Source organism: Halomonas halmophila (assembly GCF_006540005.1).
Classification (GTDB): domain Bacteria; phylum Pseudomonadota; class Gammaproteobacteria; order Pseudomonadales; family Halomonadaceae; genus Halomonas; species Halomonas halmophila.
On the sequence record NZ_BJOC01000011.1, the window covers coordinates 131223 to 145915 of the forward strand.

At 66.4% G+C, this 14693-nt stretch carries 10 protein-coding genes; 7 read left to right on the forward strand and 3 right to left on the reverse strand.

Features of this window, described 5'->3' with window-relative positions:
- The first annotated feature begins 154 nt into the window (after nt 1–154).
- Nucleotides 155–1903: a sodium:solute symporter family protein gene (locus tag HHA01_RS03365; RefSeq protein WP_141317715.1), complete on the forward strand. Its 1749-nt coding sequence runs from the start codon at nt 155–157 to the stop codon at nt 1901–1903.
- On the opposite strand, the gene gpgF is transcribed toward HHA01_RS03365, so the two are convergent.
- The 3 genes from gpgF to HHA01_RS03380 all read right to left on the reverse strand — a co-directional run bounded on the left by gpgF (nt 1818) and on the right by HHA01_RS03380 (nt 6111).
- A complete protein-coding gene (gene gpgF / locus HHA01_RS03370; protein ID WP_141317717.1) occupies nt 1818–2921 on the reverse strand; it encodes a glucosaminyl phosphatidylglycerol flippase in 1104 nt (367 codons plus the stop codon). The genes HHA01_RS03365 and gpgF overlap by 86 nt on opposite strands.
- Nucleotides 2914–4032 (reverse strand): N-acetylglucosaminyl phosphatidylglycerol synthase, encoded by a 1119-nt coding sequence (gene gpgS, locus HHA01_RS03375; protein WP_141317719.1) that lies wholly within the window; start codon nt 4030–4032, stop codon nt 2914–2916. Before gpgS ends, gpgF begins: the two co-directional genes overlap by 8 nt.
- A 138-nt stretch (nt 4033–4170) precedes the next feature.
- Nucleotides 4171–6111: an exoribonuclease II gene (locus HHA01_RS03380; RefSeq protein WP_141317721.1), complete on the reverse strand. Its 1941-nt coding sequence runs from the start codon at nt 6109–6111 to the stop codon at nt 4171–4173.
- Between the two features lie 259 nt (nt 6112–6370).
- On the opposite strand from HHA01_RS03380, the gene HHA01_RS03385 reads away from it, so the two are divergent.
- The 6 genes from HHA01_RS03385 (at nt 6371) to HHA01_RS03410 (ending at nt 14621) form a co-directional block, all read left to right on the forward strand.
- Complete coding sequence (locus HHA01_RS03385; protein ID WP_141317723.1) at nt 6371–7105, forward strand: GntR family transcriptional regulator; 735 nt, start codon at nt 6371–6373, stop codon at nt 7103–7105.
- Nucleotides 7106–7131: 26 nt separating this feature from the next.
- Nucleotides 7132–8253: an N-acetylglucosamine-6-phosphate deacetylase gene (locus HHA01_RS03390; protein ID WP_141317725.1), complete on the forward strand. Its 1122-nt coding sequence runs from the start codon at nt 7132–7134 to the stop codon at nt 8251–8253.
- The gene (locus HHA01_RS03395; protein WP_141317842.1) at nt 8246–9256 is read left to right on the forward strand and encodes an SIS domain-containing protein; all 1011 of its coding nucleotides are present in this window, start codon (nt 8246–8248) and stop codon (nt 9254–9256) included. The genes HHA01_RS03390 and HHA01_RS03395 overlap by 8 nt, the downstream gene beginning before the upstream one ends.
- 204 nt (nt 9257–9460) lie before the next feature.
- Nucleotides 9461–12028 (forward strand): phosphoenolpyruvate--protein phosphotransferase, encoded by a 2568-nt coding sequence (gene ptsP / locus HHA01_RS03400; RefSeq protein WP_141317727.1) that lies wholly within the window; start codon nt 9461–9463, stop codon nt 12026–12028.
- Nucleotides 12025–13731: an N-acetylglucosamine-specific PTS transporter subunit IIBC gene (gene nagE, locus HHA01_RS03405; protein ID WP_141317729.1), complete on the forward strand. Its 1707-nt coding sequence runs from the start codon at nt 12025–12027 to the stop codon at nt 13729–13731. Before ptsP ends, nagE begins: the two co-directional genes overlap by 4 nt.
- 92 nt (nt 13732–13823) lie before the next feature.
- Nucleotides 13824–14621 carry an HAD family hydrolase gene (locus HHA01_RS03410; RefSeq protein WP_141317731.1) on the forward strand — a complete coding sequence of 266 codons (798 nt, stop codon included), beginning with the start codon at nt 13824–13826 and terminating at the stop codon, nt 14619–14621.
- Nucleotides 14622–14693: the final 72 nt, after the last annotated feature.

A 14693-nucleotide genomic window follows, 5' to 3' on the forward strand; every position in this document is an offset into this window, starting at 1 on the left:
GGATGGTGAATTATCACCCTTGGGCTCATGCCGGTGATCAAAATGCCTGAGCCGGATGTCGTGAATGCTTGATGGCATGACGTTGAGGGAATAATACCGGCAATGCTGAACTCCATCATATAGAGCATACAATAAACCGCCTAATGGTATGCTCATGATCTACACTCTCGCGATTCTCTTCAGCCTTGTCGGCTACTTTGTCATCGGCCACCTGGCCGGGCGACGGGTCAAGCATCTCGATGACTATCTGGTCGCCGGGCGCAATGCGCCGACCTTCCTGATCCTCGGCACACTGGTGGCCAGTTACCTGAGTACCAGCGCCTTCCTCGGCGAAACCGGCTACGCCTACCAGGGCTATCCGTTCGTGATGTTGATCTTCGCGGCGGTCAGTACCTCGGGGTGTCTGCTGGGCGCGCTGGTCTTCGGTCGTTACCTGCGCCGCAGCGGGGCGCTGACGGTGCCGGAATTCTTCGGCAAGCGTTTTGCCTCGCGTCGCGTTCAGGTGATTGCCGGCCTGACCACGGTCATTGGCCTGGGCGCCTACCTGCTGGGCGTCATGCAGGGCGCCGGCATCATGTTTGCCGAACTGACCGGCATGCCCTATTGGGTCGGCCTGGTGCTGGTGTGGGCAACCTACACCGGCTTCGTGCTGTATTCCGGCTCCCCGGGCGTGGTGCTTACCGACACGGTCATGTTCGTCATCTTCTCGATTGCCGCCTTCGGTGGCTCGATCTATATCATCAGCGACCTCGGCGGCTGGCAGGGCATTATCGAGGGCCTGGTCAGTCAGTCCGACAAGCCGGGCATCGCCCTGTGGCATGGTGTCATCGAAGGCGATGGCGCCGACTTCTCGACCCCCGGCGAAGCTCTGACCTGGGGACTGACGCTGGGCCTGGTATGGGCGGCCGTGCTGGCTGCCAGTCCCTGGCAGGCGAGCCGTTACCTGATGGCGCGCAACGAGCATGTGGTCATGCGTTCCGCCATGCTGACCGCCGTGGCCCTGGCCGTCTTCTATGCGGTGATGATGGTAACCGGGGCGGCGATCAACCTCTATGACACCGGGCTCGAGTCCGAGCGCGCCATGGTCTGGGCCGCGCTCAACGTGCTGCCGGCATGGCTGGGCATCGTCATCCTGACCGGGGTCTTCGCCGCGGGGCTGTCGTCGTGCTCGACCTTTCTGTCGATCATCGGCTTCAGTCTCTCCAACGACATTCTGCCGCCCTCGCGCAACGAAGCCTCGGCCATGCGCGCCAGCCGTATCGCCATCCTGGTGACCGGCCTTACCGCGCTCCTGCTGGCGCTGTTCCAGCCGCCGGCGGTGATGGCCGTGGTGTGGTTCGCGGCCACGCTCTTTGCGTCCTCCTGGGGACCTGTCGCCCTGATGAGTATCTGGAGTCGCCGGATCACGGCGGCGGGTGCCGGCTGGGGGCTGATTGTCGGCTTTTTGGGCAACCTGATGCTGTCCCTGGCGGAACAGGCCGGCTGGGTTCAGCTCCCGGTCTATCTGCACCCGGTTGTCATCAGTACCGTGGTGGCCCTGGTCGCCATTGTGCTGGCGTCGCGCTTTACCCGTGTCAGCGAAGCGGAGCGCGAATATCGCCTTTTCCTGCATCAGCATGACCCGAGTGTCGAGGCCAGTTGGGGCAAGGGCACGCGCTGGATCGCCATTGCCACCATGGTGTCGGGTGTCGCGGTCGGGATCTTCCTCTGGCAGCAATATGCCACCACCCTGGCTGAGGTGGCATCTCGCCTGTCGGTGTCAGATGGCGCCGTATCCGGGGCCTATCTGCTGGCAGCCGGCTGCGGCCTGATGCTGATCATCGCCGGCGGGGTCGGCTACTGGGTGGCGCGTTCGCGCCGGCGTGCCGGGCAGGCGACCAACGCCGCCGCAGCGACGCCATGAAGGGGGGGCCGCCGGATGAGCGGCGCCACCATCGCCTCATCAAGACCATGAAGGCGGGGGCGCCGGCGATCAGATAGAGGTGATAGGTCGTCAAGCGCCATACCACGATGGCCGCCGCCGCCTGGGTCGCCGGCATGATCGGCATCAGCAGGGCGCCGACACCCAGCTCGGCGGCTCCGGCACCGCCGGGCAGCACGCTCATCTGGCTGGCCGCCATGGCCAGCATCTGGGTCAGGAAGGTCCAGGCCCAGTCCACCTCCTGGCCGATACCCAGGACCGCCAGGTAGAGCAGGCTGTAGCGCAGCAGCCAGTGAGCGGCGCACAAGCCCATGATGCCGACCAGCCGCAGTGGCGGCAGGGTCAGTGTCGCCAACAGGGCGCGTCGACAACCGAGCAGGCGACGTGACAGCCAGCGTCGCCGCCGTGCAGACAGCCGGCGCCACACCCAGCCGGGACGTCGACGCAACAGCCGGGGAAGCCGCAGCATGGTCAGCATTATGATCGACATCAGGCCGACCAGCCCCAGCATGGCTGTGGCCAGCAGTCCCTGGTGCGGCCAGTCGACATTACCGCCCAGCGACATTCCCGCCAGTACCCCGAGCATCGCCGCAAAGAACAGCATGTCGCAGCCCTGATCGACGAGGAAGATCGCCGAGCCGCGGGACGGGGACAAGCCGCGTCTGGCCAGTAACGCCAGCAGGGTGATGGCGCCACCACTGCCGCCCGGTGTGGCGCACAGGGCGAACTTGGCGGCCATCTCGATGCCCAGGGCGCCGCCCTGGCCGAGCCGGCCGGCGCGACCGTCCAGCAATAGACGCAGGCGCAGCGCATTGAGGTTCCAGCAGGTCACCACCAGCACCAGCATCAGGCCCAGTACGTCCAGCGGAAAGCGCTCCAGGGCGGCGAGCAGCTGTCGGCCGCCCAGCAGCCAGGGCACGATCAGCGTCATGGATGCAGCCAGGGCGAGCCATCCCCAGCGGGCCGATGGAAGCCGCCTGGGTGCCGAGGCTTCAGCCATGCCGCGACCACGCCGTGTCGACGGCCTGGCGCGACAGGCCGGTGTAATGCACGAGGAGGTCATCAATGACCGCCTGCCAGCCGAAGCGTCGCTCGACATAGCGGCGGGCATGTCGGCCGCTGGCGGCCACGTCATTGAGGAAGAGTTCTTCCACGGCCCGCGCCATGTCGGCGGGGTCGAGGGGATTGCACAGCATGCCGCCACCCAGCGGCACATTCTCGATCAGGGCGCCGGCCCGGGCGCCGACCACCGGGATGCCGCTGGCCATGGCTTCCAGCGCGACCAGGCCGAAGGTTTCCCGGGTGCCGGCATGCAGCATGGCATCGGCGCTGGCCAGGGCCCGGGCCACTTCGTGACGATCGCAGCAGCGCGGCACGCTGGTCACATTGGCCGGCACGCGAGTGGGCATGCCGGGCCCCATCAGCAGCAATCGGTAGTTGCTGCCGAGGCGTTGCATGACCTCGAGCAGGAAGTCGACATGCTTCTCGCGGGAATTACGTCCGGCAAAGACCAGCAAGCGGGTCGAGTCGGGCAGTTCGAGCGAGGCTCGCAGCCCCTCATCGGCGCGCCCAGGATGAAAGGTGTCCAGGTCGACGCCCAGCGACTGGACGCGCACATCCGGCACACCCCAGTCCTCGAGGCGCTCGGCCATGGCCCGGCAGGGGGCCATCACGCTGTCGAAGCGCCCGTAAAGGTCGGCTACATAGGCCTGGAGGCGCCGCTCGACGATGCGGCCGAAGCGATCGCCCATCAGGCGCGGCAGATCGGAATGATAGAAGCCGACCACCGGCACGCCCAGGCGCTGGCCGGCGTCGAGGGCTGACCAGGCGGTGACATAGGGGTCGCCGGCCTCGATCAGATCGGGGGCCAGGCGCTCGATGGCCTCCCGCCAGGGACGGCGTCGCAACGGAAAGCGATAGCCCTGACCCAGCGGCAGGCGCAGGGCGGGCAGGGTATGGCAATCCCCCAGGGCGTCGCGCTCGGCGCCGGGGACCAGCAGGCTGGTGCGAACGTCAGCGGCGTCGGCGAGGCAGCGGTGCTTGGCACCCAGATAGGTACGAACGCCGCCACTGGCAGGGGCATGGAACATGGTCACGTCGACGAGGTGCAAGAGGCGCTCCCGGTATCAGGATGATCGCCCTCCAGCTTAGGTCGGGGATACGACAGTTCGACGACAGTTTCGATACCCGGATACGACGACGGCGGCCCACGGGCCGCCGTCGTCGGTCGGGTCAGGATGGCGTACGGCTCAGTGCACCGGACGACCGACCAGCGAACGGGACTCTTCACGCGCTTCGGTGAGGGCCACGCGAATGGCATCACCGAGCTTGAAGCGTTCCTCGCCCTCGATCTGGATGCGGCCTTCCTTGTCGTCGATGACCACCTTGTCGCGATCCGTGTGCATCAACGGCGCCGGAATGAAGGCCGTGGCTCCATTGGCGGTCAGGCGGACACGCATGCCGCCGCGGTTGACGGCGATGACTTCGGCGTCGAAGGCCTCGTCGGAGGCCGCATAGGGGCCGAGGAAGCGCACATACAGCCAGTCCTTGACGTCGCGTTCCGCCATGCGGTTGAGGCGGCGACGCTCGGTCAACTGGTCGGTCAGTTCCAGGCTGGCCTCCGCCGGTGCCTGCTCGCCCTTGAGCACACGCTTGATCAGGCGATGATTGACCATGTCGCCGTACTTGCGGATCGGCGATGTCCAGGTGGCGTAGGCATCCAGGCCGAGGCCGAAGTGCGGCCCGGGGCGTGCCGACATGTTGGTGAAGCCCTGAAAACGACGCAGGCGGGCATCCAGCCAGGCATCGTCGCGGGCTTCGAGCTCGCGCTTGAGCTCCTTGTAACGCGGCAGCTCGGTGAGGGCTTCCATGGCCACTTCGATGTTCTGGTCGGCCAGGAAGTCCCGGGCCGATTCGGCCTTCTCGGGCTCGAAGGCGCGATGGACATTGAAGATGCCGTGGCCGACATGTCGGGCGAGCAGGTCCGCGCAGCAGGCGTTGGACGCAATCATCGACTCCTCGATCATGCGGTTGGCGATGCGCCGCTGCTCGGTGCGAATGTTGAGCACATTGCCGGCGTCATCCAGATCGAAGACATAGTCAGGACGATCCTTGAACACCAGCGCATGCTCGGCACGCCAGGCGCTGCGGGCCTCGGTCAGCTGCTGCAGGGCCTGGAGTTGTTCGCCGATGCCGGCCTCGGGCGACCATTCACCCTGGCCTTCCAGCCAGTCGGAAACGTTGTCGTAGGCGAGGCGGGCATGCGAACGGACGGTGGCAGCGAAGAAGCGATAGTCACCCAGTGAACCATCCGCCTCGACGTCCAGCGTGCAGGCCAGGGCCGGTCGGTCCTGGCCTTCCCACAACGAGCACAGGTCGTCGGCCAGATGCTCGGGCAGCATGGTGACGTTCTGGCCGGGCAGGTAGACGGTGAAGGCACGCGTCCGGGCTTCCAGGTCTACGCCGTCGCCTTCCTGTACATAGGCGGTGGGGTCGGCGATGGCCACGGTCATGCGCCAGCCGCCGGCGTCGCGGGGCTCGATGTGCAGCGCATCATCCATGTCGCGGGTCTTGGCGTCATCGATGGTGAAGAAGGGCACCGCAGTCAGATCCTCGCGCTGCAGGCCTTCGTCCTGCATGGGCCACTCATCGCCCGCTTCCGGGCTGGCCTGTTCCAGCGCATGGCGGGCCAGGGTGACACGCCAGGGCACTGCGGGATTGTCGTGCTTGGCCACCAGTTCGTCGATCTGGGTGAAAAAGGCACGGTCATCCGGGTTGAGCGGGTGGCGCAGCAGGCGTGCCACGATCCAGTCACCCTCCTCGAGCGAGGCTTCGTCGAGGGTGTTCTTGAGGCGTGCCTTGAGCGGCGTGTTCATCGACGGATGGTCGGGAATCACCGCCAGGCGCCCATCGCGCTTGCGGACCCGAGCGACAAACCGCTCCAGGCCACGCTCCAGCAGCGTGTCCGGTTCCACCGAGGTCTTGTCACCGTCCTGATGCACGACAGCCGCGACCCGGTCACCATGCAGCACCTGCTTCATGGCGGGCGGCGGCACGAAATAGGAGGTGCCGTCGTCGGTTTCGAGAAATCCGAAGCCACGTTCGGTGGCCTTGATCACGCCCTCGACTCGAGGGGTGTTGTCGCGGATCTGTTGCTTGAGCTGAGCAAGCGCCGAGTTGTTCTGCAGCATGATTACGATCGAATGGCGGGATAGGGGGGTCACTATACGGGTTCCAGCGACCCACGCCAATCGTACCGGCATGTCCAACCGCGTCGGGATCGCAAGGCGCGTCGGGTAGAGCGAGGACGGTCTGCGGCCAGTTTGGCGACACGGTCGTCGGCCAGAGATCGACCAAGGTATAAGGTTATTGGTATTTAATTGGTATTGCTGTTGTTCTATATTGGTTCCATTACAGTCAACGTCATTCGTCAGGTCGCGAGCACAACCCATGGATCCTCGATTTGAACAGCTGCACCTTGATCCCGGCTTGTCCACGCCGCTGTATCACCAGCTGGCCAGCCGGCTCGAAGACGTGATCGAGCAGGGCGCCTGGCAGGCCGGTGAGGCCCTGCCTTCCGAGCGCACCCTGGCCGAATCGCTGAATGTCTCGCGGATCACCGCGCGCAAGGCGCTGGAACGTCTGGCCGAGCGTGGCCTGATTCGCCGGACCCGCGGCTCGGGCACCTTCATCACGCCGCGTCTGAACCAGCCCCTGACGCGCCTGGCGAGTTTTACCGAGATGCTCACCCAGCGGGGGTTTACGCCGCGGTCACATTGGCTGTCACGCCAGCTGACTTTGCCCACGGCTGACGAGACTCTGCGGCTTGGGCTGGGAGGCGAGGCGCGCGTGGCCCGGCTCAAGCGCTTGCGACTGGCGGATGAAGTGGTGATGGCAGTGGAGGAGAGCTGCCTGCCCCAGTCGGTGTTGAGTGACCCCGAGGGTGTCGCGGACTCGCTGTATGTCTTTCTGGAAGCGTCGGGACGGCCGGTGGCACGCGCCCTGCAGCACGTCACGGCGATCAATGCGGACGCCGAACTGGCCCGGCTGGCCGAGGTGCCGGAGGGGCAGGCGCTGCTCAAGGTCACCCGCCAGGGCTATCTGGCGGATGGCACTCCGGCGGAGCTGACCACCACCTACTGCCGTACCGACTACTACGACTTCATCGTCGAGCTGACGCGTTGAGGCGGCGGGACATTTCAGGAGACAGCATGCGTTACGGCAATATTCTGACCCCCGAGGGCTGGCGACTCGGCGAACTGCACTGGCAGGACGGCCGCATCAGCCGAATCGACGGCGAAGCGGTCGATCCTCAGCACAACGATCTGCCGCGCCTGCTGCCCGGGTTCATCGACCTGCACGTGCATGGTGGAGGTGGCGCGGATGTCATGCAGGGGGGCACGGCACTGGCCACGGTGGCCGCCACCCATGTGCGTTTCGGCACCACCAGCCTGCTGGCGACCACCATGACCGCGGGCGATGACGAGACGCGTCGCGTGCTGGGGGATATTGGCCATTACCTGGCGTCACCGGATGAGAGCGCCAGTCGCGTCCTGGGCGTGCACCTCGAGGGGCCCTATATCAACCCGGGCAAGCTGGGGGCTCAGCCGCCACATGCGCGCCCCGGTGTCATCCAGGAAATCGAGGCGTTGTGCGAGCTGGCGCCGATAGAGCTGCTGACACTGGCCCCGGAGCTGGCCGGCCATCTGACCCTGATCGAGCAGCTCAGCGAGCGCGGTGTGCGCGTCCAGCTCGGCCATACCCTGGGCAGTTACGAGGAAGGCGTGGCGGCACTGGAGCACGGCGCCTGCGGCTTTACGCATCTGTTCAATGCCATGTCCGGGCTGCATCACCGTGCCCCCGGCATGGTCGGCGCGGCCATGGCGCATGCCGAGTACGCCGAGCTGATCCCCGACCTTCTGCATGTGCATCCCGGTGCCATGCGCGCTGCCTTGCGCTGTATCCCCCATCTGTATGCCGTGACCGACTCCACCGCGGCGGCGGGCATGCCGGATGGCGAATATCGCCTGGGCGAACATGCGGTGACCAAGTGCCTGGGCGGCGTCCGGCTGGCCGACGGCACCCTGGCCGGCAGCACCCTGACCATGGATCAGGCGCTGCGCAACCTGGTGGGGCTCGGCCTGACCCTGGCCGAGGCATCCGACCGGCTGTCGCGCTTCCCCGCGGAATTTCTGGGTCGCCATGATCTCGGTCGTCTGGAGGCCGGGGCGCATGCCGACCTGGTCGAACTGGATAGCCGCCTGAACCTGTTGAACGTCCATGTCGGCGGGCGACTCGTCGCCGAAGGAGAATCCCGTGTCACTGATGCTTGAAGAAACCCGTAATGCCCCGCAACGCATTCACGGCCAGTTGTCGCGCAACGCCGAGATGCTGGACGCGCTGGGTGCCCGGCTGCGTGAGCAACCGCCACTGGCGGGCATGACGGTGGCGCGCGGCAGTTCGGACCATGCCGCGGCGTACTTCGCCTACCTGTGCATGAAGCGCCTGGGCATGCCGGTGGCCTCGTTGCCGCCTTCGCTGTCGACCCTGTCGCATGCCCCCTGGCGCGTCGCGGGCCAGCTGGCGATTGCCATCTCGCAATCGGGTCAGAGCCCGGACCTGGTGGCGGCTCAGCAGGCCCTGTCGCGGGGTGGTGCGCAGACGCTGGCGCTGGTCAATACCCCACAGTCGCCGCTGGGACAGGCCAGCGATGCCGAGGTGGCGTTGTTTGCCGGCGAAGAGCGCAGCGTGGCGGCCACCAAGAGTTATCTGGCGACACTTTCCGTGGCGGCTCAGTTGCTGGCCTGCTGGACCCGGGATGCGTCCTTGCTGTCGGGGCTCGATGCCTTGCCGGATCGCCTCGAGCAGGCGGTGGAGCAGGACTGGGGAACGGCGGTCGAGGCCCTCGTCGATGCCGACCGCCTGATGGTGATCGGCCGCGGCTCAGGCCTGGCGGTAGCCCAGGAGGCGGCGCTCAAGTTCAAGGAAACCTGTGGCATCCAGGCCGAGCCGTTCAGTGGGGCCGAGGTGCGACATGGGCCCATGGCGCTGATCGAGGATGGCTATCCGGTGCTGGTGTTCGCCCCGCCCGGAGCGGAGCAGGCCGGGCTACTCGAGCTGGCCGACTGGCTCGGTGAGGCGGGTGCCCGGGTGCTGCTGGCCGCCGATGAATCGGTGGCCCGGCGTCACCTGACCCTGGCCGATGCCGGCCACGACGACCTGCAACCCCTGGCGGTGATCCAGAGCTTCTATCGCATGGTGGCGGAGCTCGCCGATGCCAGGGGCAGTGATCCCGACAAGCCGCGGCATCTACGCAAGGTCACGCGCACCCTCTAAGGAAACACTGCTTGAATGCCTGCGCATGCAAATCGCGGCGTTACGCGGTGCTCGAAAACTCGCCTAACTATTTGTTATGTCTCGATTTCTGTGCTCCGTGCGCCTTGCGCTTCACTATGCTCGGCGATTTATTCAGCGCTTCCTTAACCCGGGTTTGGCCACACAGAATTCTGCACCTACAACAACAATCTACTGGAGTCGATCATGTCTGCTTGTCCACTATCGCTGGTGGCACCCGTTACCGGCATCACGATGCGTCTTGGCGACGTACCGGACCCCGTGTTCGCGGGTGGCGAGCTGGGACAGGGGGTTGCCCTGGATCCCCTGGAAGCCAGCCTGCATGCTCCCTGCGACGGGGAGGTCGTACAGTGCGCCAGAACAGGGCATGCCCTGAGCCTGCGCACCGAGCAGGGCATCGAAGTATTGCTGCACTTGGGGCTGGATACCGTCGAACTGCAGGGCGAGGGGATCGAGCTGCTGGTCGAGGTCGGTCAGTGGGTCAAGGCCGGCGACGAGCTGTGCCGTTTCGATCCCGAGTTGCTGGCCGAGCGGGCTCGCTCGCTGATCACGCCACTGGTGGTGACCGATGCTGCCGGCTGGCAACTGGAGCATGTCGTCGACACCGCGAACGGGCGAGTCGAGCGCGGAGAGCCGCTGATGCACCTGGTCGCAGCGGAGTCGAGCGAGGCCGCCGTCCAGGCCGAGCCCATGGGGGCCTGGCGAGAACGCAGTGTCAGCCTGGCACTCGAGAACGGCCTGCATGCTCGGCCCGCCGCTCGATTGCGGGCCATCGTTCAGCGTCATGCCGTCGAGATGCGCCTCCTCCACGCCGCTACCGAGGCCAATGCCGCCAGTGTCAGCGCCTTGATGAACCTGGGGCTCAGCGCGGGCAGTCGGGTCGTGCTGCAGGCGCGGGGCGAGGCCGCCGAGGCCGCACTGGATGGCGTGGTACTGCTGCTGACGACGCCCGAAGGCGTGCAGCCGGTGGCAGACGCCGCGGTGCCATCGGTGCCGAGCGCTGAGGTCGATGAAGGCGAGGTCGCCGGCCTTGTCGCCAGCCCCGGCTTGGCGATCGGCAAGCCGATGGTGTTGAGTCTGCCATTACCCGAAGTGCCCTACGCCGGGCGTGGCGAGGCGCTGGAGCGTGAGGCGCTCGAGGGCGCACTGCAACGGGTCGGAGAAACGCTCGAGAGTGCTCGCGAGCAGGCCGTGCAGCGCGGACGCAACACGGAAGCAGAGATCATCGAGGCCCACCTGGCCTGGTTGGAGGATCCCGGGCTGAGCGACGCGGCAAGGGCGCGCATCGAGGCGGGTCGTGGCGGTGGACAGGCCTGGCGCGAGGCGCTGGACGAAGAGGCCGAGCGCCTGCGCGCCACCGGCAATGCCCTGCTGGCCGGCCGGGTGGCCGATCTGCACGATCTACAGCGCCACGTCATGGCGGAGTTTGCCGAGAGCGATGCTGCGCCGACATTCGATCTGCCGGAGGGAGCCATCCTGCTGGCCGTTGATCTGTCACCCTCGCAGTTCGTCGATCTGCTCGAATACGCGCCGGCTGGCCTGTGTCTCAAGGGCGGCGGCGTGACGTCTCACGTGGCGATCCTGGCCCGATCGCGCGGCATCCCGTGCCTGGTGGCAATGGGGGATGCGCTCGACGGGGTGAAAGGCGAACAGGCTGTACTCGATGCCCAAGCCGGGCGGCTCGAGACGGCGCCCGATGACGCTCGCCTGGCAACCGTGCGCCGGAAGTTGGCGGACGAGGCCGAACGTCGGGCGGTCGAGCGAGCTGAAGCCACGTCTTCGGCGGTGACACGCGACGGCCGCTCGATCGAGGTCGCGGCCAACATCGGTAACAGCGACGAGGCGTATCTGGCTGCAGAGTCGGGCGCCGATGGCATTGGCCTGATGCGCAGCGAGTTTCTGTTCCTGGGCCGCGACAGCGCACCGGACGAGGCCGAGCAGCGCCGTGAATATCAGACCAGTCTGGCGGCGCTCGACGGCAAGCCGGTGATCATTCGGACCCTGGATATCGGCGCCGACAAGCAGCTTGCCTATCTGCGCCTGCCCGAGGTACCCAATCCGGCGCTCGGGGTGCGCGGCGTCCGGTTGTGGCACGACCAGCCGCAATTGCTGGATACCCAACTGCGTGCCCTGCTGGGGGTCGAGCCCTTGTCGACCCTGCACATCATGCTGCCGATGGTCAGCGAAGCCGGAGAAGTGGCCCGGGTACGCGAGCGTCTGGAGGCGATCGCGACCCAACTGGGGGTAGTCGAGCGGCCGCGCCTGGGGGCCATGGTCGAGATTCCCAGCGCCGCCTTGTGTGCGGCCAGCCTGGCAGAAACGGCGGATTTTCTGTCCATTGGCACCAACGACCTGACGCAATATGCCCTGGCCATGGACCGTGAGGACCCGCATCTGGCGAGTCGTGCCGACGTCCTGCATCCCGGAGTGTTGCGCCTGATCCAGGCCACCCTGGAGGGCGCCGCCGGCCGCTGCCCGGTAGGTGTATGCGGCGCGGCCGCGGGCGATCCACTGGCCGCCGCCTTGCTGGTGGCGATGGGCGTCGATGAATTGTCTGTCGAACCGGCCCGGGTCGCCGCCGTCAAGGCCGAGATTCGCCGGCTCGATGCGGCCTCCCTGGCTCGAGAAGTGCCGGCCTTGCTGGCCATGCCCAATGCCGAAAGCGTGCGCCGGCGGCTCGCCGAGCGACACTCGGATGCCGCCACAACAATCTCAGATAGCACAACAACAATCTCCGAGAGGACTTCATCATGATGCGTGAAGCGGGTTCCCGTCTCATGGCCGGGCTGCAGTTGCTCGGCCGCTCCCTCATGCTGCCCATCGCGGTGTTGCCGGTGGCCGGTCTGCTGCTGCGCCTGGGGCAGCCCGACTTGCTGGATATCGGTTTCGTGGCGGCCGCCGGCCAGTCGATCTTCGATCATCTCGCCCTGATCTTCGCCATCGGCGTGGCGCTGGGGTTCTCCGATGACGGCAACGGTGCTGCCGGTCTGGCCGGGGTAGTCGGTTATCTGGTGCTGGATGCCGTGCTCACGACCCTCAATCCCGATATCAATATGGGGGTGCTGGCCGGAGTGGTGATCGGCTCGGTCGCCGGGCTACTCTATAACCGCTACAAGGCCATCCAGTTGCCCGAGTATCTGGCCTTCTTCGGCGGGCGGCGCTTCGTACCCATTGCCACCGGCCTCTCGGCGGTGGCGCTGGGCATCGTCTTCGGCTGGCTGTGGCCGACGGTGCAGGCCGGTATCGACGGGCTGGGGCACTGGATGATCGAGGCCGGCGCCCTCGGCAAGTTCGTCTATGGAACGATCAATCGACTCTTGATCGTGACCGGGCTGCACCATGTGCTGAACAGCTTCGTCTGGTTCGTGTTCGGCAGTTTCGAGGGCGCCACCGGTGACCTGAATCGCTTCTTCGCCGGCGACCCCAGCGCTGGGGGCTTCATGGCCGGCTTCTTTCCGGTGATGATGTTCGGCCTGCCGGCGGCGGCCCTGGCGATGTATCACGCCGCCGCACCCGATCGGCGTGCCCAGGTGGGTGGCCTGCTGATGTCGTTGGCGCTGACCGCCTTCCTGACCGGGGTGACCGAGCCCATCGAATTCACCTTCATGTTCCTGGCGCCGTTGCTGTATGTGTTCCATGCGGTGATGACCGGCTTGTCCATGGCGCTGATGCAACTGCTCGACGTGAAGCTCGGCTTCACTTTCTCGGCCGGTGCCTTCGACTATGCGCTGTCCTATGGCCTGTCCACCAACGGCTGGTTGATGCTGCCCGTGGGGCTGGCCATGTTCGTGATCTATTATGGTGTTTTCCGCTGGACGATTCAGCGCTTCGATCTGCCCACGCCCGGTCGCGATGAGCCCGTTGCCGCACAACACGACGCCCCACAGGGCGGGGCAGGTGAGCGTGGTCCGGCCTTTGTGGCCGCTCTGGGTGGGGCGCAGAACCTGCAGCGTATCGGGGCCTGCACCACCCGGCTGCGCCTGGTGCTCAGCGATGCCGACGCCGTCGACGAGCCGGCCCTCAAGGCGCTGGGGTCGAGGGGCGTGATGCGTCTTGGCGGCGGTGGCCTGCAGGTCATCCTCGGCCCGATCGCCGATAGCGTGGCCGACGAGATCCGTGCTGCCGCGGCTGAGGCCGGCGTCGAGCCGTCGATGCCGGAGGCCGCCACGGCGCATCGGCTGGAGGAGGCAAGTGCCCAGGCAGTGCTGCCCGACGAAGAAGTCGCCGCCTGGCTGGCCGCACTTGGCGGACGTGACAACCTGCGTGACCTTGCCGCCCGGGCCGGGACCCGGCTGCGTGTCGAGCTGCATGACGAGGCAAGCCTCGACACGCCAGCGCTGAAGGCACTGGGGTGCCTGGGTTCCATGGCCGTCGGTGAGCGTACCTGGCATCTGGTGGTCGGTCCGCAAGCCGCGACCGTTGCGGCGTCGCTGTCATCCCCGCCGGCCAGTCAGTGAGCCGCCGTCGGTGCATGTGTGTCTTCCCGTCCGGGGCATCTCCCTGAGCGGCCTGCTAGACTGGCGGCTCATTCAACCTGTGAGGACACCGCATGTCGCCCCATCTGATCGTGACGGATCTCGACGGCACCCTGCTGGGTGCCGACCACGCCTTGGCCGGGGTGACAATCGACACCTTTCGCACGCTCGCCGCGCGTGGGCATCGCATCGTGCTGGCTTCGGGGCGGCACTATCGCGACATCCTGGCGTTTCGTGATCAGTTGGGGATCGAGGCGCACATCATCAGTACCAACGGGGCCTATACCCATGCACCGGACGACGCCCTGCTGGACGCCCGTCCCTTGCCGGCAGCGCTGACACGCGAGCTGATTCGCCTGCCGCGCCCGGACAGGGTGCGGCTCAATCTGTATCACGGGGATGAGTGGCTGATCGATGCGGCGGCGCCCGAGTTACTGGCCCTGCATGCGCATACGGGGTTTGGCTATCGTGTCGCCGACCTGCACGCCCTGGACGGAGAGGGAGTCGGCAAGGTGCTGTATATCGGTGAGCCGGAGGCCCTCGGTGTCCTCGAGGGCGAGATACGCCAGCTTGCCGGTGAGTCGCTGCATATTACCTATTCGCTGGAGAACTCGCTGGAGATCATGGCGACTGGGGTCAACAAGGGCACGGCCCTGAATGCCTTGCTGGCGCAACTGGACATCCCGGTAGAACGCTGCCTGGCCTTCGGCGACAATCTCAACGACATCGAGATGCTCGAGCTGGCCGGTGAAGCCCATGCCTTGGCCAATGCGCATCCGGCCCTGATGGATGCCGTGCCCGATGCCATGCGGATCGGTTCCCACGACCAGGCTGCGGTGGCGCGTCATCTGATGGAACGCTTCGCCCTGTGAGCCCGGGGCAGGGTGCCACCTTGGTGGTATCGTCAGCGTCCTGTCGCACGCCTAGAGTAGGTGGCATGACCC

What these genes read in the sequence shown, in the direction of transcription:
- HHA01_RS03365 (WP_141317715.1), top strand. Translation starts at nt 155, where the DNA reads ATGATCTACACTCTCGCGATTCTCTTCAGCCTTGTCGGCTACTTTGTC.
- gpgF (WP_141317717.1), bottom strand. Translation starts at nt 2,921, where the DNA reads ATGGCTGAAGCCTCGGCACCCAGGCGGCTTCCATCGGCCCGCTGGGGA.
- HHA01_RS03380 (WP_141317721.1), bottom strand. Translation starts at nt 6,111, where the DNA reads ATGCTGCAGAACAACTCGGCGCTTGCTCAGCTCAAGCAACAGATCCGC.
- HHA01_RS03385 (WP_141317723.1), top strand. Translation starts at nt 6,371, where the DNA reads ATGGATCCTCGATTTGAACAGCTGCACCTTGATCCCGGCTTGTCCACG.
- HHA01_RS03390 (WP_141317725.1), top strand. Translation starts at nt 7,132, where the DNA reads ATGCGTTACGGCAATATTCTGACCCCCGAGGGCTGGCGACTCGGCGAA.
- HHA01_RS03395 (WP_141317842.1), top strand. Translation starts at nt 8,246, where the DNA reads ATGCTTGAAGAAACCCGTAATGCCCCGCAACGCATTCACGGCCAGTTG.
- ptsP (WP_141317727.1), top strand. Translation starts at nt 9,461, where the DNA reads ATGTCTGCTTGTCCACTATCGCTGGTGGCACCCGTTACCGGCATCACG.
- nagE (WP_141317729.1), top strand. Translation starts at nt 12,025, where the DNA reads ATGATGCGTGAAGCGGGTTCCCGTCTCATGGCCGGGCTGCAGTTGCTC.
- HHA01_RS03410 (WP_141317731.1), top strand. Translation starts at nt 13,824, where the DNA reads ATGTCGCCCCATCTGATCGTGACGGATCTCGACGGCACCCTGCTGGGT.